This is a genomic window from Burkholderia sp. AU27893 (assembly GCF_002223205.1).
Lineage (GTDB): Bacteria > Pseudomonadota > Gammaproteobacteria > Burkholderiales > Burkholderiaceae > Burkholderia.
In genome coordinates this window covers 139934-160450 of record NZ_NKFD01000004.1, presented here as the reverse complement: position 1 = coordinate 160450, position 20517 = coordinate 139934, and the positions used below count along the sequence as shown (strand labels likewise).

At 67.9% G+C, this 20517-nt stretch carries 18 protein-coding genes and 1 pseudogene; 9 read left to right on the top strand and 10 right to left on the bottom strand.

Features of this window, described 5'->3' with window-relative positions; translation table 11 throughout:
• Positions 1-6: 6 nt before the first annotated feature.
• Positions 7-882 carry a LysR family transcriptional regulator gene (locus CFB47_RS20635; RefSeq protein WP_089462115.1) on the bottom strand — a complete coding sequence of 292 codons (876 nt, stop codon included), beginning with the start codon at positions 880-882 and terminating at the stop codon, positions 7-9.
• Positions 883-1054: 172 nt separating this feature from the next.
• Here CFB47_RS20635 and CFB47_RS20630 point away from each other — a divergent pair, with 172 nt between their 5' ends.
• Positions 1055-2128: an alkene reductase gene (locus CFB47_RS20630; protein WP_089462114.1), complete on the top strand. Its 1074-nt coding sequence runs from the start codon at positions 1055-1057 to the stop codon at positions 2126-2128.
• Positions 2129-2154: 26 nt separating this feature from the next.
• Here the strand turns inward: CFB47_RS20630 and CFB47_RS20625 are convergent, their stop codons facing one another.
• The 7 genes from CFB47_RS20625 to CFB47_RS20595 all read right to left on the bottom strand — a co-directional run bounded on the left by CFB47_RS20625 (position 2155) and on the right by CFB47_RS20595 (position 9705).
• Positions 2155-2478: a helix-turn-helix domain-containing protein gene (locus tag CFB47_RS20625; RefSeq protein ID WP_089462113.1), complete on the bottom strand. Its 324-nt coding sequence runs from the start codon at positions 2476-2478 to the stop codon at positions 2155-2157.
• A 194-nt stretch (positions 2479-2672) separates the two neighbouring features.
• Positions 2673-3113 carry a dihydroneopterin aldolase gene (locus tag CFB47_RS20620; protein ID WP_039346594.1) on the bottom strand — a complete coding sequence of 147 codons (441 nt, stop codon included), beginning with the start codon at positions 3111-3113 and terminating at the stop codon, positions 2673-2675.
• Entirely contained in the window at positions 3110-3742 is a 633-nt protein-coding gene (locus tag CFB47_RS20615) for a sarcosine oxidase subunit gamma (protein ID WP_089441709.1), read from the bottom strand. The genes CFB47_RS20620 and CFB47_RS20615 overlap by 4 nt, the downstream gene beginning before the upstream one ends.
• Positions 3732-6743: a sarcosine oxidase subunit alpha family protein gene (locus CFB47_RS20610; RefSeq protein ID WP_089462112.1), complete on the bottom strand. Its 3012-nt coding sequence runs from the start codon at positions 6741-6743 to the stop codon at positions 3732-3734. Before CFB47_RS20610 ends, CFB47_RS20615 begins: the two co-directional genes overlap by 11 nt.
• A complete protein-coding gene (locus CFB47_RS20605; protein WP_089462111.1) occupies positions 6740-7036 on the bottom strand; it encodes a sarcosine oxidase subunit delta in 297 nt (98 codons plus the stop codon). Before CFB47_RS20605 ends, CFB47_RS20610 begins: the two co-directional genes overlap by 4 nt.
• 22 nt (positions 7037-7058) lie before the next feature.
• Positions 7059-8303, bottom strand: a complete 1245-nt coding sequence (locus CFB47_RS20600) for a sarcosine oxidase subunit beta family protein (RefSeq protein WP_006480591.1) — start codon at positions 8301-8303, stop codon at positions 7059-7061.
• A 16-nt stretch (positions 8304-8319) separates the two neighbouring features.
• Positions 8320-9705: an L-serine ammonia-lyase gene (locus CFB47_RS20595; protein WP_089426777.1), complete on the bottom strand. Its 1386-nt coding sequence runs from the start codon at positions 9703-9705 to the stop codon at positions 8320-8322.
• A gap of 289 nt (positions 9706-9994) precedes the next feature.
• Between CFB47_RS20595 and CFB47_RS20590 the strand changes: the two genes are divergently transcribed.
• From CFB47_RS20590 to denD, 8 genes and pseudogenes are all read left to right on the top strand, one after another.
• Positions 9995-11062, top strand: a complete 1068-nt coding sequence (locus tag CFB47_RS20590) for a GlxA family transcriptional regulator (protein WP_089463496.1) — start codon at positions 9995-9997, stop codon at positions 11060-11062.
• 189 nt (positions 11063-11251) lie between these two features.
• Positions 11252-11956, top strand: coding sequence for a FadR/GntR family transcriptional regulator (locus tag CFB47_RS20585; RefSeq protein WP_011354089.1), 705 nt, complete (start codon positions 11252-11254; stop codon positions 11954-11956).
• A gap of 28 nt (positions 11957-11984) precedes the next feature.
• A pseudogene (gene ltnD / locus CFB47_RS20580) lies at positions 11985-12914 on the top strand (L-threonate dehydrogenase); the annotation flags it as partial.
• A 19-nt stretch (positions 12915-12933) separates the two neighbouring features.
• A complete protein-coding gene (otnK, locus tag CFB47_RS20575) occupies positions 12934-14232 on the top strand; it encodes a 3-oxo-tetronate kinase (RefSeq protein WP_089462109.1) in 1299 nt (432 codons plus the stop codon).
• Positions 14229-14867, top strand: a complete 639-nt coding sequence (locus tag CFB47_RS20570) for an aldolase (protein ID WP_089462108.1) — start codon at positions 14229-14231, stop codon at positions 14865-14867. Before otnK ends, CFB47_RS20570 begins: the two co-directional genes overlap by 4 nt.
• Before the next feature lie 112 nt (positions 14868-14979).
• Positions 14980-16305 (top strand): MFS transporter, encoded by a 1326-nt coding sequence (locus CFB47_RS20565; protein ID WP_089462107.1) that lies wholly within the window; start codon positions 14980-14982, stop codon positions 16303-16305.
• A gap of 80 nt (positions 16306-16385) precedes the next feature.
• Positions 16386-17162 carry a 2-oxo-tetronate isomerase gene (gene otnI, locus CFB47_RS20560; protein WP_089462106.1) on the top strand — a complete coding sequence of 259 codons (777 nt, stop codon included), beginning with the start codon at positions 16386-16388 and terminating at the stop codon, positions 17160-17162.
• A gap of 28 nt (positions 17163-17190) precedes the next feature.
• Positions 17191-18162: a D-erythronate dehydrogenase gene (denD, locus tag CFB47_RS20555; protein ID WP_089462105.1), complete on the top strand. Its 972-nt coding sequence runs from the start codon at positions 17191-17193 to the stop codon at positions 18160-18162.
• Positions 18163-18210: 48 nt separating this feature from the next.
• Here the strand turns inward: denD and CFB47_RS20550 are convergent, their stop codons facing one another.
• Together CFB47_RS20550 and hpnI are read right to left on the bottom strand one after the other, a co-directional pair.
• A complete protein-coding gene (locus CFB47_RS20550; RefSeq protein ID WP_089441699.1) occupies positions 18211-19299 on the bottom strand; it encodes a lysylphosphatidylglycerol synthase domain-containing protein in 1089 nt (362 codons plus the stop codon).
• On the bottom strand, positions 19296-20465 hold the full coding sequence (gene hpnI, locus CFB47_RS20545; protein WP_089458822.1) for a bacteriohopanetetrol glucosamine biosynthesis glycosyltransferase HpnI: 1170 nt from the start codon (positions 20463-20465) through the stop codon (positions 19296-19298). The genes CFB47_RS20550 and hpnI overlap by 4 nt, the downstream gene beginning before the upstream one ends.
• Positions 20466-20517: the final 52 nt, after the last annotated feature.

Sequence of the window (20517 nt, the reverse complement as noted above, 5' to 3'; positions counted from 1 at the left end):
CGCCCGTCACGCCTGCGCGAAGCGCTCCCGCAAGAACTCGATGAAATGCTGCGTCTTCGCGGGCAGCAGCCGCGTTTCCGTCATCGCGTAGACCGGAATCGGCTCGCCCTCCCATGCGGGCATCACGCGGCGCAGCCGGCCGGCGGCCAGGTCATCCGCGACGATCGCCTCGGACAGCACGATGATGCCCGCATCGAGCGTGGCCAGGCGCCGCAGCATGCCGACGCTGTTTCCCGCGAAACGGCTGCTCACCGGTACCGCGACGGTGTGCGTGCCGTCGTGCAGCGTCCACGTGCCGGCCCTCGCCAGGCTGAGGCACGCGTGCCGCGCCAGGTCTTCCGGCGTGCGCGGCTCGCCCTCGCGCGCGAGATAGCCGGGCGACGCATACAGGTAGTTCCCGAGCGTGGCCAACCGCCGCGCGATCAGTTGAGAATCTTCGGATTCACCCAAGCGGATCGCCACGTCGAACGGTTCGCTCACCAGATCGACCCGCCGCGACGTCAGCTCGAAATCGAATGTCAGCTTCGGGTAACGCGTCGAGAACTCGACGATCAGCGGCGCCAGGTAGGTCACCGCGAAATCGACCGGAAACGACGCGCGCAGCACGCCGGTCGGCTCCGCCAGCAACCCGCCGAGCTGCTCGTGCGCGAGCCGCGCCTCGTCGACGATGCGCTTGCAGCGCTCGAAGTAGAGCTGGCCGGCCTCGGTCAGCTCGATCCGGCGCGTCGTACGATGCAGCAGCCGCAGCCCGATCGCCTTCTCCAGCGCGCTGATGCGCCGCGACAGCGTCGAGTTCGGCATCCCCAGCGTCTCGGCCGCACTGCGAAAGCCCTTCGCTTTCACGACTTCGACGAACAGCGCCATGTCGTTCAGCAGTTCCATGCCCACTGCTCCATCAATGGATCAATGCTATCCAGATTACCCGGTTTATCCCGAAAAGGAAGCAATGGATGATGGACGTGTGGAGGCGAGGTCGGCACACCCGTGCGCGGCCGACGCCAGAGGCGGCACCGACCCGGTGCCGCCGTCCCGACTCTCGAGGAGCTGACGCATCATGAGCCAACTGTTCACCCCGGTCCGCGTGGGCCGATATACGCTGGAAAACCGCCTGGTCATGGCGCCGATGACCCGCAGCCGCGCCGCCGCCGACGGCACGCCCGGCGAATGGGCCGCCGAGTATTACGCGCAGCGATCGAGCCTCGGCCTGATCGTCAGCGAAGGCACGCAACCGTCGGACGACGGGCAAGGCTACCTGACGACGCCCGGCATCCATACCGACGCGCACGTCGCCGGCTGGAAGGCGATCAGCGACGGCGTACATGCACGCGGCGGCCGGTTGTTCATCCAGCTGATGCATGTCGGGCGCATGTCGCATCCCGACAATACGCCGCATCACCGGCAGGGCGTGGCACCGTCGGCGATCGCGCCGAATGCGCCGATGTTCACGATGAAGGGCATGCAGGACATCCCCGTGCCGCGTGCGTTGACGACCGAGGAAGTGCGCGCGACCGTGAACGACTTCCGCCTCGCCGCGCGCCGCGCGATCGAGGCGGGCGCGGATGGCGTCGAGATCCACGGCGCGAACGGCTACCTGATCCAGCAGTTCTTCGCGCCGAATGCCAACACGCGCACCGACGCGTACGGCGGCTCGATCGAGAACCGCGCGCGCTTCGCGATCGAGGTCGCCACGGCGATCGCCGACGAGATCGGCGCGGATCGCACGGCCATCCGCGTATCGCCCGGCAATACGCTGGGCGGCCTCGACGAAGGTGAGGAAGGGCCGGACCTGTATCGCCATCTCGCGACGGAACTCGACCGTCTCGGCCTCGCCTACCTGCACGTGATGCATCAGGGCAATGAAGCGCTGCTGGCCGACCTGCGCGCGCGCTGGAGCGGCACGCTGATCCTGAATCGTCCGGGCCGCACGCGCGACGCGATCGGCACCGACGTGACGTCGGGGCTGGCCGATCTCGAAGCGTACGGGCAGATGGTGCTGGCGAATCCGGATTTCGTGACGCGGGTGAAGACCGGCGCGCCGATGAACGACGCGCGGCGCGAAACGTTCTTCGGCGGCGATGCGCGCGGGTATGTCGACTATCCGGCGCTGGATGGGGCGGCTGCGGCTTGATGTATCGGCTCAGGGTGATCGCAACGTCACGCGCCCTCCCGCGACTCCGCCGGCACAGTCGGCTCGGCAAGTTCATGCAATGCCTTGCGTGCGACGGGCACTTCGCGCTTCGGTACGACGAGCAAATTGAGTCCCAGACCGTCGAGTACCTTGAACAACTTGTCGAGGCCCACCGCCCGGCCGTTTTCGAGCCGCGACAGCACGTCCTTGGAGACGCCGAGCATGTCGGCTGCGTCGTCGATCCGCATCCGGTTCTGCGCCCGCCGGTTGCGGACGAGTGCACCCAGCGCCGCGAGATCCTGCGCGAGCGGGTCGGGTGATGCAATGGGGCGGGGTAAGGTGCGGGCCATAATTCCGGGATACCGGGAACAAAACGCCGACGAACGGCATCGACGGCATTGTTACGAGAATATCGGAATTAAAGGCTTGAACGTCAGCGACGGCGAATTGTTCGCATATTTCAGGAACTATAAAGACCAACAAGTGCCACGGCCGGCAACCGACCGGCATCGTCTCGATGCGCTCGTCGGCCGCCGCTCCTGCGTCAAAACTGCCCCACCGCCCCCGTCCACCGCAAATAATCCCCGCGCGTCCAGTCGAGCGACACGCCAACCCGCTTCGTGCCGGGCCGGATCTTCGGCTTGTACACCGACAGCGTCAGCGACTCCAGCGCCGGCCACTCGCGGAACGACAGCACCGCGATATCGGCGACGAGCGTCTCGAGCAGCCGCGTATGCGGCTTGTGCGACAGGAACGCCGCAAGGCGCGCGCAATAGCCGTCGTAATCGATCCACTCGCCCTGCTCGCTCGGCTCGCACCGATAGCCGAGCCGCGCATCGATCACGATCGGCTGCGGCGCTTCATGCTCGTGCGCATGAATGCCGATCCGCGCGGGCACCTTCAGTTCGTCGACGAACACGCTCCAGCCGCGCCCGCGCAGGCGCGGCGCGTCGATCGCCACGAACGGTTCGTCGAACGGCTTCATGATGCGAGCGGCGCGGCCGCGTCGAGCATGATGCGCACGAAGTAGTCGGCGAAGCTGCGGCGCACGACGATCTCGAACGCATCGTCACCGGTCGGGATCAGCACGATCGACGACTTGAAGTAATGCGACTGCGCGCACTGGCCCGGCTTGAACGCACGCGGATGGAGATCGAGCGGGCAGCCGCGTGCGAGCACGTCGCGCACGCGTTCGCCGCTGAGCTCGACGACCGTATAGCCGCTGCCGACGTCGACGGCCGCCGCATACGTGCCCTGCACGGCTTCCGCGAGCTTCGCTTCGAGCACGCCCGCCGGCACCGGCCCGTTCGAGCGCACGAGCCACTCGTCGGGGCCGAGCCACAGCACGTCGTACTCGGCGCCGCGCGCGACCGTGTTCGGCGCCGCGGGCGGCCGGCAGCCGACCACGCGCTCGAACGCGCTCACGAACGCCGGATCGCTCAATTCGCCGCGCACGTTGACGAGATCGAGGAACGGCCGCTCGCGCAGCGTGAACTTCTTCGAGGCGCGCGCCTGGTGCGGCTTCAGCACGTCGGCCGCGCCGACGAACGGCGATTCAAGCGTCACGCCGCCCGCGCCCGCCACCTGCGTCTGGTTTCTGGTTTCATTCCACATGCTGGCGCACCCCTTCGGTATCGTAGAAAACCGGGCTCGAGATCTTCGCGGTGATGCGGCGGCCGTTGGCCAGCGGAATCACGACGCTCTCGCCCATCTTGTTCAGGCCGCCCTTCACCACCGCGAGCGCGATCGAGCGCTTCAGGATCGGGCTGTAGTAACTCGACGTCACGTGGCCGAGCATCGGCGTCGGATCGACCGCCGACACCTGCGTGTCCTTCGCGATGATCTGCGCGCCTTCCGGCAACACGAACTGCTCGTCCTCGGTCAGCAGGCCGACGAACTGCTTGCGGCCTTCCTTCGCGGTGTCCGAGCGCGCAAGCGAACGCTTGCCGAGGAAGTCCTTCGACTTCGCGACGAGCCCGCCCATCCCGAGATCGTACGGCGTGATCGAGCCGTCGGTATCCTGGCCGACGATGATGTAGCCCTTCTCCGCACGCAGCACGTGCATCGTCTCGGTGCCGTACGGCGTGATGTCGAACTCGGCACCGGCCGCCATCAGCGCTTCCCACACCGCGCGGCCCGCATTCGCCGGCACGTTCACTTCATACGCGAGCTCGCCCGAGAAGCTGATCCGCATCACGCGCGCCTTCGCGCCTGCAACCGTGCCGTTCCGGTAGCTCATGAACGGGAACGCCTCGTTGCCGAAGTCGATGTCCTGGCACACCTTCTGCACGACCTTGCGGCTCTTCGGGCCGACCACCGCGAACGTTGCCCAGTGATCGGTGACCGACGAGAGCCGTACCTTCATGTCGGGCCATTCGGTCTGCAGCCAGCGCTCGAGCCACGTGAGCACGCGCGCCGCGCCGCCCGTCGTGGTCGTCATCATGAAATGCTGGTCGGCGAGGCGCACCGTCACGCCGTCGTCGAACACCATCCCGTTCTCGTCGAGCATCAGCCCGTAGCGGCACTTGCCCACTTCGAGCTTGTTCCACGGGTTCGTGTACATCCAGTTCAGCAGCTTCACCGCGTCCGGGCCCTGGATGTCGATCTTGCCGAGCGTCGACGCGTCGAGGATGCCGACGCTGTTGCGCACCGCCAGGCATTCACGCTTCACCGCGGCATGGAGATCCTCGCCGTTCTTCGGGAAGTACCACGGCCGCTTCCAGTTGCCGACGTCCTCGAACAGCGCGCCGTGCTCGACGTGCCACTCGTGCACGCAGGTCTTGCGGATCGGGTCGAGGAAATCGCCGAGCTCGCGGCCCGCGAACGTGCCGAACGACACGGGCGTGTAGTTCGGGCGGAACGTCGTCGTGCCCGTTTCCGGAATCGTCTTGCCGAGCGCGCCCGCGAGGATCGCCATCCCGTTGATGTTGCCGAGCTTGCCCTGGTCGGTGCCGAAGCCCATCGCCGTGTAGCGCTTCACGTGCTCGACCGACTCGAAGCCTTCGCGTGCGGCCAGCAGGATGTCCGCGGCCGACACGTCGTTCTGGAAGTCGACGAACTGCTTCGGCCCGCGTGCCGCGGCTTCGCGGCTGCCGACCAGCCACAGCGGCTGCAGTGCGCCTTCGACGGTTTCCGCGACCTGCGGCGCGACCGCGCGCTGCTCGGCTGTGAAACCCGCTGCCTTCGCGGCTTCCACGCCCGCATCGACCGCGAGTCGCAGCGCACGGGCCAGGCTGAATTCGCCGGCCGCGGCACCGATGCTCGCTTCCGCCTGCACGGGCTTGCCCGGCAGGAAGCACGCCTTCTCGTCGTTCCAGCAGGCCTTGCCGCCCGACTGCGCGAACAGGTGCAGCACCGGGCTGAAGCCACCCGACATCGCGACGAGGTCGCACGGCAGCGTCTGCAGCTTGCCGCCGGTCTGGCCGTTCGAGTAGGACGCGACGTCGACCGACGATACGCGCCACTTGCCCGATGCGCCGGTCACGACTGCGCCGCTCATCACCGTCACGCCCTGCCGCTTCGCGGCGGCCGGCAGCGCGCCGTTCGACGATGCGCGCGAATCGACGACCGTCACCTTCGCGCCGCACGCCTTCAGGTCGAGCGCGGTCTGGTACGCGCGATCGTTGTTCGTGAACACGACCGCGTTGCGGCCCGGCAGCACGCCGAAGCGATGTACGTAGGTAGACACGGCGCCTGCGAGCATCACGCCCGGCAGGTCGTTGTTGCCGAACACGATCGGACGTTCGTGCGCGCCGGTCGCGAGGATCACGCGCTTCGCGCGGACCTTCCACAGCAGCTCGCGCGTGCCCTTGCGCATCGACACCGGCAGGTGATCGGTCAGACGCTGCGTGACCGTCACGAGGTTGTGGTCCTGATAGCCGAACGCGGTGCTGCGCGACAGGATCGTCACGTCGGGCAGCTTGCGCAGCTCGGCCTCGATCTTCTCGACCCATTGCAGCGCGGGCTTCGCGTCGATCTCGGCGCGGCACGACAGCAGGCTGCCGCCGAGTTCGCGCTGGTCGTCGACGAGGATCACGCGCGCGCCGGCCGTGGCCGCCGCATGCGCGGCCGCGAGGCCCGACGGGCCACCGCCGACCACGAGCACGTCGCAGTGCGCGTAGCACTTGTCGTAGCGATCGGCGTCGAGCGCTTCCGGCGCCTTGCCGAGGCCGGCCGCTTCACGGATCTTCTCTTCGTACTTCGGCCACATGTTGCGCGGCCACATGAAGGTCTTGTAATAGAAGCCGGCCGGCAGGAAGCGCGACAGCTTCTGGTTGATCGCGTACTTGTCGTTCTCGAGCGACGGCTCCGCGTTCACGCTCGTTGCGACGAGCCCCTGGTACAGCTCGATCTCGGTCGCGCGTGCGTTCGGCACCGTGTACGGGCCCGATTCGAGCTGCACGACGGCATTCGGTTCCGCGACGTCGGCCGTCACGATCCCGCGCGGACGGTGGTACTTGAAGCTGCGCGCGACGAAGTGCACGCCGTTCGCGAGCAGCGCGGACGCGAGCGTGTCGCCCTGGAAGCCCTGATACGTGCGGCCGTTGAACGTGAAGGTCAACGGAATCGCGCGATTGATGCGGCCACCGGTGCCGAGGCGGTCTTTCTGGCTCATTTGCTCGTGCCCTCTTCGTGTGCGTTGCCGGCAGCTTCGCCGAACTTTTCGTAGCCCTTGATATCGTAGGTCACCGTGTCGCGCGTGGCCTTGAACCAGCGGCGGCAGCCCTGCGTGTGCAGCCACTGCTCCTTGTGCAGCCCGCGCTTGTTCTCGCGCATGAACACGTACTCGCCCCATTCGCGGTCGGTCATGTTCTCGTTGTTCACGGGGCGTACGATGTCGGCTTCACCGCCGCACGAGAACTCGGATTCGGCGCGCGGCCCGCACCACGGACATTCGATCAGCAACATGTTTTTCTCCTCGTATGCGTGGTCAGTGCGCGACGGCGGCAGCGCCGTGCTCGTCGATCAGGTGGCCCGTGTAGAAACGGTCGAGCGCGAACGGCGCGTTCAGCGGATGCGGTTCGTCGCGGGCGATCGTGTGCGCGAACACCCAGCCCGAGCCGGGCGTCGCCTTGAAGCCGCCGGTACCCCAGCCGCAGTTGAAATAGAGGCCCTTCACGTCGGTCTTGGTGATGATCGGGCACGCGTCCGGCGACACGTCGACGATGCCACCCCACTGGCGGTTCATCCGTACGCGCGAGAACACGGGGAACATCTCGACGATCGCCTGCAGCGTGCTTTCGATGATGTGGAAGCTGCCGCGCTGGCCAAAGCCCGTGTACTGGTCGATGCCGGCGCCGATCACGAGGTCGCCCTTGTCGGACTGGCTGATGTACGCGTGCACCGCGTTCGACATGATCACCGAGTTGACGACCGGCTTGATCGGCTCGGACACCAGCGCCTGCAGCGGGTGGCTCTCGATCGGCAGGCGCACGCCGGCCATGTCGGCGAGCGTCGTCGTGTTGCCGGCCGCGACCACCGCGACCTTCTTCGCCTTGATGAAACCCTTCACCGTGTCGACGCCGACCACCGCACCGCCTTCGCGGCGAATGCCCGTCACCTGGCAGTTCTGGATGATGTCGACACCGGCGCGATCCGCGCCGCGCGCGAAGCCCCAGGCCACCGCGTCGTGACGCGCCACGCCTGCACGGCGCTGGATCGATGCGCCGAGCACCGGGTAGCGGCTGTTCAGGTTGATGGTCGGCTCGATTTCCTTGATCTGCGCGGGCGTCAGGAATTCGGCGTCGACGCCGTTCAGCCGGTTCGCGTTCACGCGGCGCTCGGTGTCACGCACGTCCTGCAGCGTGTGGGCCAGGTTCATCACGCCGCGCTGGCTGAACATCACGTTGTAGTTCAGGTCCTGCGACAGCCCTTCCCACAGCTTCATCGCCTTCTCGTACAGCGCGGCCGATTCGTCCCACAGGTAATTCGAACGGACGATCGTCGTGTTGCGCGCGGTGTTGCCGCCGCCGATCCAGCCCTTCTCGAGGATCGCGACGTTCGTGATCCCGTGCTCCTTCGCGAGGTAGTAGGCAGTCGCGAGGCCGTGGCCGCCGCCGCCGACGATCACGACGTCGTATTCCTTCTTCGGTTCCGGGCTCTTCCACTGCTTTTCCCAGTTCTCGTGATACGAGAGGCCGTTGCGGAACAGGCTGAATATCGAGTAGCGGCTCATGTGAGTGATCCTTCGTTTAGCATTCGATGACGTTCACGGCCAGACCGCCGCGCGACGTTTCCTTGTATTTCGTCTTCATGTCGGCGCCCGTTTCGCGCATCGTCTTGATGACCGAATCGAGAGACACGTAGTGCTGGCCGTTACCCTTGAGCGCCATGCGCGACGCGTTCAGCGCCTTGATCGCGCCCATCGCGTTGCGCTCGATGCACGGGATCTGCACGAGCCCGCCGACCGGGTCGCAGGTCATCCCGAGGTTGTGCTCCATGCCGATCTCGGCGGCGTTCTCCACCTGGTCGGGCGTGCCGCCCATCACCGCGGCGAGCGCGGCGGCGGCCATCGAGCACGCGACGCCCACTTCGCCCTGGCAACCGACTTCCGCGCCGGAGATCGACGCGGTTTCCTTGTAGATGATCCCGATCGCCGCGGCCGTCATCAGGAATTCGACGATGCCGGCTTCGTTCGAGCCCGGCACGAACTTCACGTAGTAGTGCAGCACCGCGGGAATCACGCCGGCCGCGCCGTTGGTCGGCGCGGTGACGACCCGGCCGCCCGCCGCGTTCTCCTCGTTGACGGCCATCGCATACAGGTTGACCCAGTCGAGCATCGACAGCGGGTCGCGCAGCGACTCTTCCGAACGCGCGCGCAGGCGATTGTTCAGCTCGGCCGCGCGGCGCTTCACGCGCATCGGGCCCGGCAGGTCGCCCTCGACCTTGCAGCCGCGCTCGACGCAGGCGGCCATCGTGCGCCAGATCGCGAGCAACCCGGCGCGTACTTCGTCGGCGGGACGCAGCGCGCATTCGTTGCGCATCATCAGCTCGGCGATCGACAGCCCGTGCTCGCGGCACTGGCGCATCAGGTCGTCGCCGGTGCGGAACGGATACGGCACCTCGACCGCCGCACGCACGCCGTTCACGCGATCGCCGTCGCGGTTCACGACGAAGCCGCCGCCGACCGAGTAATACTCTTTCTCGACGAGCAGCTGGCCGTGCTCGTCGAAGGCCTGGAAGCGCATCCCGTTCGGGTGCACGATGCTCGTGCCGCTCATCAGCTTGCGATAGAAGCCGATGTGCTCCTTCTCCTCGAAACGGACGGTCTGCTTGCCGAGCAGCGACAGCGACTTCTCCGCCCGGATCGCGGCGAGCCGCGGCTCGATCAGGTCCGGATCGATCGTGTCGGGCAGGTGGCCCTCGAGACCGAGCAGCACGGCCTTGTCGGTGCCGTGGCCCTTGCCGGTCGCGCCGAGCGAGCCGTATAGTTCGACCCGCACGCGGCGCACGAAACCGAGCAGGTTCGCGTCCTCCACGTGCGACGCGAAGCGGCACGCGGCGATCATCGGGCCGACCGTATGCGAACTGGACGGGCCGATGCCGATCTTGAACAGGTCGAAGACGCTGACGTTCATTGGCTTCCTCTGGGTGGCACACACGTGAAATGACGTTGGCGCCAGTACATCAAAGCGTAAAATCGGCCGATAGAACAAAAACGGCATCGGCGTGGGATACCGCCGCCAAGCGCCCCGCCGGCAGGCCCGAAAGTGCGTTTTGGCGATGGTTCGCGACGGAAAACCACAAGTCGTGCCGGAACCGATCAGCGACGCTGGCTGCATCCGCCCCGCCCGGCCGCCGTACCCGCATGCCCCGTATCAACAGACTGAGTGAGACCGCCCGCCCGGCGTGAAGAGATTGGCCGCGATGACAACCGACGTACCCGCTTCCCCCCTCGCAGAACCCGCGCCGCGGCGTATCCGCTTCGGCATCGTGCTGCTGCCGAACTTCACGCTGACGGCCTTCTCCGGCTTCGTCGACATGCTGCGGCTGTCGGCGGACGACGGCGACTACAGCAAGCCCGTGCGCTGCGCGTGGAGCGTGATCGGCGAGACCCTCGCGCCGGTGCGCGCGAGCTGCGGGATCCAGATCACGCCGTGGGAAACGTTCGACGCGGCCGAGCCGTTCGACTATGTCGTGATGGTCGGCGGTCTGCTGCATTCGGGGCCGCAGGCCGGCCCCGAGACGCTCGAGTTCATCCGCCGCGCGGCGGCCGGCGGCGCGACGGTCGTCGGTATCTGCACCGGCGTGTTCACGCTGATGCGGGCCGGCGTGCTCGACGGCTACCGCACCTGCGTGAGCTGGTTCCACTACTGGGATTTCATCGAGCGCTTTCCGGCTGCCGATCCCGACCTGCTGATCGCCGACCGGCTGTTCGTGATCGACCGGCGTCGCATCACCTGTTCGGGCGGCCGCGCGTCGATCGACGTCGCCGCCGCGATCCTGCTGCGCCACTTCGATCACGCGACCGTGCAGAAGGCGCTGCGCATCCTGCTGGTCGGCGAGATGCAGAAAGGCAATGCGCCGCAGCCGCATCCGCCGGGCCTCGAGCCGGCCACGCACCCGAAGGTCAAGCGCGCGATTCTCCTGATGGAACAGCATGTCGGGCGGGCGCTGTCGCTCGACGAGCTCGCGAGCAAGCTCGATTTGTCGACGCGCCAGCTCGAGCGGCTGTTCAAGGCGGAGACGGGCAAGAGCCCGCAGGCGTTCGCGAAGCAGGTGCGACTGCGCACGGCCGCGTGGCTGCTCACGAGCTCGGACCGCACGGTGGCCGATATCGCGTCGAGCTGCGGATTCGCCGATGCGTCGCACCTCGGGCGCGAATTCCGCAAGCAGTTCGGCGTGCCGCCGGCGACGTATCGGGAGCGTGGCGGGGAAGTGGCGGAAGCCGGCGCGGCCATCGCGGCGGACACCGTCGAGGACATCGCCGACTGACGGCGACGGGCCCCCGCTCCTTTTCCAACCGATCGCGACACGACACTCGAACGCATCGATTTCAGCTCAGTTGGAACCGGTTTCAATCAATTTAACCGACGTTGCACTCCGTTAACCAAGGGTTATCCCGGATGCTGTCGCCCATTCAAATTTGTATGATGACCACATAACCTGACAATCCAGAGCACCATGTTCGAGAAAATTCCCGCCCGCGCGATGAGCGACCATGTCGCGCAGCAACTGCTCAAGCAGATCGAAGTCGGCAGTTTCTCCGCCACCGGCAAGCTGCCCACGGAGGCCGTGCTCGCGCAGGAATTCGGCGTGAGCCGCACGGTGATCCGCGAGGCGATCTCGCGGCTGAAGAACGAAGGCGTGGTCGAGCCGCGCCAGGGCAGCGGCGTGTACGTGAACCAGCACGGCGCGATCCGGCCGCTGCGGATCGACTACGCGGAAGCGGTCGAAGCCACGTCGCTGCCGCACCTGCTCGCGGTGCGCCGCGCGATCGAGGCCGAGGTCGCGGCCGAGGCCGCGCTGAACCACACCGATGAAGACATGGCCGACATCGACGATGCGCTGCGCAAGATCGACGACGCGGTGGCCGAAGGGCGCGATGGTGTCGCGGAAGACGTCGCGTTCCACCGCACGATCGCGGCCGTCACCGGCAACCCGTATTTCCTGAAGACGCTGCAGTTCCTGAACCAGTACCTCGAAGCCGGCGTGAAGGTCACGCGGCGCAACGAAGCGACGCGCGAGGACTTCTCGCGCCAGGTGCGCGAGGAACACGCGGCGATCGCCGACGCGATCCGCGCGCGCGACCCGATGGCCGCCCGCAACGCGGCGCGCACGCACATGTACAACGCCGCCCGCCGCCTCGCGGAAGCCGGCATTTGCTGAAGCCCGCGGCCGCCGCCTCCGCAGGCGCCGCTGTCACGAACCTCTCCCGAATCGATCAAGGTTGACCATGTCACGAAATGTTGGAGTCATCGGCCTCGGCGCGATGGGCCTCGGCGTCGCCCGCTCGCTGCTGCGCGCCGGCCTGCGCGTGCACGCATGCGACGTGCGCGACACCGTGCTGCAGGCGTTCGCCGCCGAAGGCGGCATTGCCTGCGCGACGCCGGCCGAACTCGGCGCGCAGTGCGACGTCGTCGTCACGCTCGTCGTCAACGCCGCGCAGACCGACACGGTGCTGTTCGGCGAGCAGGGCGCGGTCGCGGCGATGAAGCCGGGCGGCGTCGTGATCGCCAGCGCGACCGTCGCGCCCGAATTCGCGGTCGCGCTCGGCGCGCGCATCGAGGCGGCCGGCCTGCAGATGCTCGATGCGCCGGTATCCGGCGGCGCCGCGCGCGCGGCCTCCGGCGAGATGACAATGATGACGTCGGGGCCGGCGGCCGCCTATGCGGGCTGCGAGGACGTGCTCGCGGCGATCGCCGGCAAGGTCTATCGCCTCGGCGACGCGCACGGCATCGGCTCGAAAGTGAAGATCATCAACCAGCTGCTGGCCGGCGTGCATATCGCGGCAGCGGCCGAGGCGATGGCGCTCGGCCTGCGCGAAGGCGTCGATGCGGACGCGCTGTACGACGTGATCACGCACAGCGCCGGCAACTCGTGGATGTTCGAGAACCGCGTGCCGCACATCCTGAACGGCGACTACACGCCGCTGTCGGCCGTCGACATCTTCGTGAAGGATCTCGGCCTCGTGCTCGATACCGCGCGCCGCAGCAAGTTTCCGCTGCCGCTGTCGGCCACCGCGCACCAGATGTTCATGAGCGCGTCGAGCGCCGGCCACGGCGGCGAGGACGATTCCGCCGTGATCAAGACTTTCCCCGGCATCACGCTGCCGCCCGCCCGCTGATTCGACCGACGCTTCCGCCATGACCGCTTCCGCTTCCCGTCCCCTGCTCGGCTGCATCGCCGACGATTTCACCGGCGCGACCGATCTCGCGAACATGCTCGTGAAGAGCGGCATGCGCACCGTGCAGACGATCGGCGTGCCCGCCGACGGCGCCGCAGACACCGCGCTCGATGCCGACGCGATCGTCGTCGCGCTGAAGTCGCGCACGATCCCCGCGGCCGACGCCGTCGCGCAATCGCTCGCCGCGTACGAATGGCTGCGCGCGCAAGGCTGCCGGCAGTTCTTCTTCAAGTACTGCTCGACGTTCGATTCGACCGACGCGGGCAACATCGGTCCCGTCGCCGATGCGCTGCTCGATGCGGCCGGCGGCGGCTTCACGATCGCGTGCCCGGCGTTCCCCGAGAACGGCCGCACGATCTATCGCGGCCACCTGTTCGTCGGCGACGTGCTGCTGAACGAATCAGGCATGGAGAATCATCCGCTCACGCCGATGCAGGACGCGAACCTCGTGCGCGTGCTGCAACGGCAGACGAAGTCGCCGGTCGGCCTGATCCGCTACGACACGATCGCGCTGGGCGCGGCGGCCGTGCGCACGCGGATCGAGCAACTGCGCGCGGAAGGCGTGCGCTTCGCGATCGCCGACGCGCTGTCGGATCGCGACCTCTACGTGCTCGGCGAAGCGTGCGCGGGCCTGCCGCTCGTCACCGGCGGCTCGGGCATCGCGCTCGGCCTGCCCGCGAATTTCCGTCGCGCGGAGCAACTGCCCGAGCGCGACAACGCGGCGTCGCTGCGGCGCATCGAAGGGCTCTCGACGGTGCTCGCCGGCAGCGCGTCGAAGGCCACCAACGCGCAGGTCGCCGCATGGCGCGCCACGCGGCCGAGCTTTCGCATCGATCCGCTCGCGGCCTCGCGCGGCGAACCCGTCGTCGACCAGGCGCTCGCGTTCGCGCGCGCGCACCTGCCGCAGCCCGTGCTGATCTACGCGACCGCGACGCCCGACGAAGTGAAGTCGGTGCAGCAGGCGCTCGGCGTCGATGCGGCCGGCCATCTCGTCGAAGCCACGCTCGCGGCGATCGCGCGCGGCCTGCGTGATCTCGGCGTGCGCAAGTTCGTCGTCGCCGGCGGCGAGACGTCCGGTGCGGTCGTGCAGGCGCTCGACGTGAAGTCGCTGCAGATCGGCGCGCAGATCGATCCGGGCGTGCCGGCGACGGCCACCATCGACGCGCAGCCGCTCGGCCTCGCGCTGAAGTCCGGCAACTTCGGCGCCACGGACTTATTCGACAAGGCGCTGCGCGCGCTGGACGGAGCCGCACGATGAGCGTCGAAGCAAAACTGCGCGAAGAAATCTGCGTGGTCGGTGCAAGCCTGTATGCGCGCGGCCACGCGGTCGGCAGCGCCGGCAACATCAGCGCACGCCTGCCCGACGGCTGGCTGATCACGCCGACCGATGCGTGCCTCGGCCGGCTCGACCCGAACGACATCGCGAAGGTCGGCCTCGACGGCCAGCCCGTAGCGGGCGGCAAGCCATCGAAGACGCTCGCGCTGCATCGCGGCATCTACGCGCGCAATGCCGAAGCGAACGGCGTCGTCCACACGCATTCGACGCATCTCGTCGCGCTGACGCTCGCGGGCGTGTGGCGCGACACCGACGTGCTGCCGCCGATCACACCGTACTACGTGATGAAGGTCGGCCACATTCCGCTGATCCGCTACCGCCGCCCCGGCGATCCGGGCGTTGCCGCCGAAGTCGCAGCGCTCGCCGACCGGGTGCGCGGCGTGCTGCTCGAGCGCCTCGGCCCCGTGATGTGGGGACCGTCGGTGTCGCACGCGTCGTATGCGCTCGAGGAGCTCGAGGAAACGGCGCGGCTGTGGCTGATGACGCACCCGAAACCCGAGCCGCTCGACGACGCCGCGCTCGACGAGCTGCGCGCCAGCTTCGGCGCGCGCTGGTAGCGACGCGCCACGCAACGATTCCCATGCCCGCCGTGTGCGCGGGCCCTTCCGTCAGCACACACACGACCGGCGACGTACGCGCCGCCGGCACACGACATCATTGGAGACGACGATGACTGCTCTCGACGCGGCCGCTGGCCGCTCGCCCGCCGCGCCCGCCCATGCCGCGGAACTCGACCGCACCTACAAGAAAGTGTTCTGGCGCATCGTGCCGTTCCTGATGCTCTGCTACGTGGTTGCGTATCTCGACCGCGTGAACGTCGGCTTCGCGAAGCTGCAGATGTCGCAGGATCTCGCGTTCAGCGAAACGGTGTTCGGGCTCGGCGCCGGCATTTTCTTTCTGGGTTATTTTCTTTTCGAACTGCCAAGCAACCTGCTGATGCATCGCCTCGGCGCACGCATCTGGATCGCACGGATCATGATCACGTGGGGCCTGCTGTCCGCGCTGTTCGCGTTCGTGCAGACGCCGACGCAGTTTTACGTGCTGCGCTTCCTGCTCGGCCTCGCGGAAGCCGGCTTCTATCCCGGCGTGATCCTGTACCTCACGTACTGGTTCCCGTCGCATCGCCGCGCGAAGATCATCGCGGTGTTCATGTCCGCGATTCCCGTGTCGGGCATCTTCGGCAACCCGCTGTCGGGCTGGATCATGGAGCGCTTCCACGGCGGCTCGGGCTTCCACGGCTGGCAATGGATGTTCATGATCGAAGCCGTGCCGGCCGTGCTCGTCGGTATCGCGACGATCCTGTATCTCGACAACAGCATCCGCAGCGCGAAGTGGCTCGACGAGCGCGAAAAGCAGTTGCTGGAGGACGAGATCGCCGCGCAGCCGCAAGAACAGCAGCAGCACGGCCATTCGCTGAAGGCCGTGTTCGCGGACCCGCGCATGTGGTGGATGTCGCTGATCTACTTCGCGTTCGTCACGGGCCAGTACGGCCTCACGTTCTGGATGCCGACGCTCGTCAAGTCGACCGGCATCACCGATACGCTGCAGATCGGCCTGCTGTCGGCCATTCCGTTCCTCGTCGCGATCGTCGTGATGAACCTGTTCGGCCACAGCGCGGACAAGCGCCGCGAACGCCGCTGGCACCTGATCGTGCCGGCGCTGATGGGTGCAATCGGGTTTGCGGTCGCCGCGTCGTACTCGCACAATACGGCGGTGTCGATCGTGTTCCTGTCGCTCGCGGCGGGCGGCGTGCTGACCTGCGCGCCGCTGTTCTGGTCGCTGCCGACCGCGTTCCTCGCGGGCTCCGCGGCCGCGGCCGGGATCGCGATCATCAACTCGGTCGGCAACCTCGCCGGGTTCGCGAGCCCGTACGTGATCGGCTACCTGAAGGACGTCACGCACAGCACGGCGTCCGGCATGTACGTGCTCGCCGCGATGCTCGTGATCGGCGCGATCGCCGTGTGGCTCACGCCCGCGAAACTCGTGAACCGCTGATTCGCCGAGTCGCCGATCCGGCCGCCATTCGACGCGGGGCGCCGCGCGCCCCGCCCCATTCATTCACAGGACCCGCTGCCATGCCACGCTTCGCCGCCAACCTCTCGATGATGTACACCGAGCATGCGTTCCTCGAACGCTTCGCCGCTGCCGCCTACGACGGCTTCAAGGCCGTCGAGTACCTGTTCCCGTACGACTTCGCCGCCGAGGACATCCGCGCGCGCCTCGATGCGCACCACCTCGAACAGGCGCTGTTCAATGCGCCGCCCGGCGACTGGGCCGCGGGCGAACGCGGCACCGCGTCGCTGCCGGGCCGCGAGGACGAGTTCCGGCGCGGCATCGACCAGGCGCTCGACTATGCGCGCGTGCTCGGCAACGAGAAGCTGCACGTGATGGCCGGCATGGTGCCGCCGGGCGCCGACCGCGCCCGCCATCGCGACACCTATCTCGCGAACCTGCGCCATGCGACGCAGGCTGCCGCCGCGCACGGCATCACGATCCTGATCGAACCGATCAACCAGCGCGACATGCCCGGCTATTTCCTGAGCCGCCAGGACGACGCGCAGGCGATCTGCGCGGAAGTCGGCGCGCCGAACCTGAAGGTGCAGTTCGACTGCTACCACTGCCAGATCGTCGAAGGCGATCTCGCGATGAAGCTCAAGCGCGATTTCGCGGGCATTGGCCATATCCAGATCGCGGGCGTGCCCGAGCGCCACGAGCCGAATGTCGGCGAACTCAACTATCCGTACCTGTTCGCGCTGATCGATGCGCTCGGCTACGACGGCTGGATCGGCTGCGAGTACCGCCCGAAGGCCGGCACGTCCGAAGGGCTCGGCTGGCTCAAGCCGTACCTGTAATTCCAGCATTCTTCCGAGGGTAAAGAACATGAAAGTACTGATCACCGGCGGCGCCGGCTTTCTCGGCCAGCGTCTCGCGCGCAAGCTGCTCGAGCGCAGCGAACTCACCGGCCCCGACGGCCGCAGCGAGAAGATCGACGAGCTGGTGCTGCTCGACGTCGTCGCGGGCAGCGATTTCGGCGACGCGCGCGTGACGTCGATCGTCGGCGACATCGCCGAGCGCGCGGTACTCGACCGCGCGATCGACACGCAGACGGGCGCGATCTTCCACCTCGCGGCGATCGTCAGCGGGCAGGCCGAAGCCGATTTCGATCTCGGCATGCGGATCAACCTCGACGCATCGCGCACGCTGCTCGAAGTATGCCGCGCGCGCGGCCATCGGCCGCGCGTCGTGTTCACGAGCTCCGTTGCGGTCTATGGCGGCACGCTGCCCGACGTCGTGCAGGACGACACCGCGCTGAACCCGCAATCGTCGTACGGCGCCGAGAAGGCAATCGCCGAGCTGCTGCTGTGCGACTACGCGCGGCGCGGCTTCGTCGACGGCCGTGTGCTGCGGCTGCCGACGATCAGCGTGCGGCCGGGCCGCCCGAATGCGGCGGCGTCGTCGTTCGCGAGCGGCATCATCCGCGAGCCGCTGAACGGCGAGGAAAGCGTATGCCCGGTGCCGGGTTCGACGCGGCTGTGGCTGCTGTCGCCGCGCGGCGCGATCGAAGCGCTCGTCGCGGGCTGCGAGATCGACAGCGCGAAGCTCGGCAACAAACGGGTGATCAATCTGCCCGGCCTGTCGGTGTCGGTCGACGAAATGATCGCGGCGCTGCGCGAGGTCGCGGGCGACGACGTCGTGAAGCGGATCCGCCATGTGCCGGACGAACGCGTCGAGAAGATCGTCGGCAGCTGGCCGGGCCGTTGGGATACGTCGCGCGCGGAAGCGCTCGGGTTGACGGGCGATACGTCGTTCGCGGACGTGATCCGCAGCCATCTCGCCGACGAACGGCGCTGAGTCCCGCGCAGCCCGCCGCGCGTGGCGGGCAGGGGTTGCCCGGTCACATCAACGCGACCGGGCCGACTCCCCGATGGGCAACGGCGCGTTTTTCGTTCCGCCCGGCCGGTTCGCCGAACCGGCCGCCCACTGCCATGCCAGCAGGCCCGGCAGATAGAACAGCAGGTCGCGCACGCGGCGGGCGCCGGCCAGCGCGAGACAGGTCGGCGGGTCGAACCCGAGCAGCCCGCCGATCAGCACGAACCCGCCCTCCTGCACGCCGAGCCCGCCCGGCATCAGGAACGCGATGCTGCTCACGAGCTGGATCAGCGCCTCGATCGCGAGCGCCTGCGCGAACGTCGGCTCCGCGCCGAGAAAATACAGCGCGAGCCAGATTTCCAGCGCATAGCCGACGAACTGGAGCGTCTGCCAGATCACGAGATAACGCACGACGATGCCGGTCTTTCTCCAGATCATCCGGATCGACTGATCGGTGCGCGCCGATTCGCCGACCAGCGCCACCACCTTGCCGCTCGTGACGCGGTTGAGCACGCGCATCGCACGTTCGAACGGCCGCGCATGCTGCACCAGCGCGAACAGCAGCAGCACCGGTACCAGCGCGGCCATGGCGATCGCGAGGTTGCCGGCCACGCGCGCGGCGTCGGACGACACGTGCTCGAGCACGTACCCGATCGCGACCAGCGCGAACACCAGCTGGCTGATCAGCGTCAGCTGCATGTCGGCGACGAGGCTGGCGACGACGGTCGCCGGCCGCACACCCGCCTGCCGCAGCAAGCCGAACGACACGATCTCGCCGCCGATCCGCGCGACCGGCAACAACCCGTTGATCGATTCGCGGATCCACACGAGCTTCAGCATCGTCGCGAACGACGGCCGGCGCGGGCCGCGGATCAGCATCCGCCAGTCCCACGCATTCGCGAGCATCGGCAGGATGTGCGCCAGCGCCGCGAGCAACAGCCCCGCGCCGGCGATCTGCAGGCGATGCAGGATGTCGAGCGGATGCTCGCGCCAGATCAGCCACACGGCGAGCGCGAGCCCGCCCAGCGCCGCCACCTGCCCCACGTGGCGCAGCCGTGCGTCGCCCCGCGCGGCGTTACGCTCCGCGGCATCGGCAGCGGGGTTCGTCCGGGTCGTCATGATTCGCTCGCGGGCGACAGCAGGCCTTCCCGGTCGACGCGAAAACGCGTGCCGCGCCACACGACATGCGACGAGAAGAAGCTCGACACGAACACGAAGAACTGCAGGAGATCGACGAACGGCAGCCAGAGCGCGCCGCGCAGGCCCGCGCCGGTGGCCCGGCTCGTTTTGAGCATCAGCAGCGAGCGCGCGGCCAGCGCCGCGACCGCCAGCCCGCACGCGACGGCCGTGCCGCCGGAGAACAGCAGCGCCAGCAACGCGAGCGGCACCGGATGCATCAGCACCGAGCCGGCGTGACCGAGCCGGTCCGCCGCGCGGATCGTGCAGCTCCAGCGCAATTCGTGTGCGTACAGCTTCGCGAACGTCTCCTCGACGCACGCATGCCCGACGACGAACGGCGGGATGACGACCTGCGCGCCCACCTGCCGCACCGCCTCGCCCAGCGCATGATCCTCGGCCAGGTGATGCGCGAAACGCGTGAGCCCGCCGATGCGCTCGAGCGTCGCGCGCGTGATCGCGATCGTCTGGCCGAAGCAGGGCCGTGCGCGCCCGATGAAGAGCCCGGTAATCACGCCCGGCAGGAAATGGTAGTTCGTCATCGCGACGGCGACACCGGGCCAGAAGCCGGGCGACGCGATGCCGCGATACACGCTCGTCACGATGCCGACCTCCGGCTGCTGCAGCGCGCCGACGACGGCGCGCAGATAATCGGGCTCGACCAGCACGTCGCTGTCGGCGAGACAGAGCACCGAATGCTCAGCGTGTTCGAGCATGTTCACGAGATTGGCGATCTTGCGGTTCGGCCCGTAGAGCCGCGCATCGGCGACGACCTTGATGTTCGCGTCGGGGTAGCGCGCCCGCAGCGTCTCGACGGCCACGAGCGCCTCGTCATTCGCGTCGTGCACGCCGAACAGGTGCTGGACCGGCCCCGGATAATTCTGCACGAAGAAGCTTTCGAGATGCTGTACGAGTTGCCACTCGTCGCCGTGCAGCGGCTTCGCGACGGTGACGCCCGGATAATCGCGCGGCTCGGCCGCCGCCCGGGAAAAGAACCGGCCGACCAGCACGCTGGCCGTGATCGTGTAGGCAATGCCCAGTAATACGCCCAGCCCGCAGACGATCGACATTGCTCCGGCCAGCCCGCGCAGCACATGCAGCAAAACCATGCTTCTCCCCAGTGGTGACCCGTGCGACCACGACACCCGGGAGCCGCCGCGC

Bases quoted from the DNA above. Each gene is read 5' to 3' on its own strand.
- CFB47_RS20585 (WP_011354089.1), top strand. From the start codon at position 11,252: ATGTTCGAGAAAATTCCCGCCCGCGCGATGAGCGACCATGTCGCGCAG.
- CFB47_RS20550 (WP_089441699.1), bottom strand. From the start codon at position 19,299: ATGACGACCCGGACGAACCCCGCTGCCGATGCCGCGGAGCGTAACGCC.
- otnI (WP_089462106.1), top strand. From the start codon at position 16,386: ATGCCACGCTTCGCCGCCAACCTCTCGATGATGTACACCGAGCATGCG.
- CFB47_RS20590 (WP_089463496.1), top strand. From the start codon at position 9,995: ATGACAACCGACGTACCCGCTTCCCCCCTCGCAGAACCCGCGCCGCGG.
- otnK (WP_089462109.1), top strand. From the start codon at position 12,934: ATGACCGCTTCCGCTTCCCGTCCCCTGCTCGGCTGCATCGCCGACGAT.
- hpnI (WP_089458822.1), bottom strand. From the start codon at position 20,465: ATGGTTTTGCTGCATGTGCTGCGCGGGCTGGCCGGAGCAATGTCGATC.
- CFB47_RS20600 (WP_006480591.1), bottom strand. From the start codon at position 8,303: ATGAGCCGCTACTCGATATTCAGCCTGTTCCGCAACGGCCTCTCGTAT.
- CFB47_RS20615 (WP_089441709.1), bottom strand. From the start codon at position 3,742: ATGTGGAATGAAACCAGAAACCAGACGCAGGTGGCGGGCGCGGGCGGC.
- CFB47_RS20625 (WP_089462113.1), bottom strand. From the start codon at position 2,478: ATGGCCCGCACCTTACCCCGCCCCATTGCATCACCCGACCCGCTCGCG.
- CFB47_RS20570 (WP_089462108.1), top strand. From the start codon at position 14,229: ATGAGCGTCGAAGCAAAACTGCGCGAAGAAATCTGCGTGGTCGGTGCA.
- CFB47_RS20620 (WP_039346594.1), bottom strand. From the start codon at position 3,113: ATGAAGCCGTTCGACGAACCGTTCGTGGCGATCGACGCGCCGCGCCTG.
- CFB47_RS20605 (WP_089462111.1), bottom strand. From the start codon at position 7,036: ATGTTGCTGATCGAATGTCCGTGGTGCGGGCCGCGCGCCGAATCCGAG.
- CFB47_RS20565 (WP_089462107.1), top strand. From the start codon at position 14,980: ATGACTGCTCTCGACGCGGCCGCTGGCCGCTCGCCCGCCGCGCCCGCC.
- CFB47_RS20610 (WP_089462112.1), bottom strand. From the start codon at position 6,743: ATGAGCCAGAAAGACCGCCTCGGCACCGGTGGCCGCATCAATCGCGCG.
- CFB47_RS20635 (WP_089462115.1), bottom strand. From the start codon at position 882: ATGGAACTGCTGAACGACATGGCGCTGTTCGTCGAAGTCGTGAAAGCG.
- denD (WP_089462105.1), top strand. From the start codon at position 17,191: ATGAAAGTACTGATCACCGGCGGCGCCGGCTTTCTCGGCCAGCGTCTC.
- CFB47_RS20595 (WP_089426777.1), bottom strand. From the start codon at position 9,705: ATGAACGTCAGCGTCTTCGACCTGTTCAAGATCGGCATCGGCCCGTCC.
- CFB47_RS20630 (WP_089462114.1), top strand. From the start codon at position 1,055: ATGAGCCAACTGTTCACCCCGGTCCGCGTGGGCCGATATACGCTGGAA.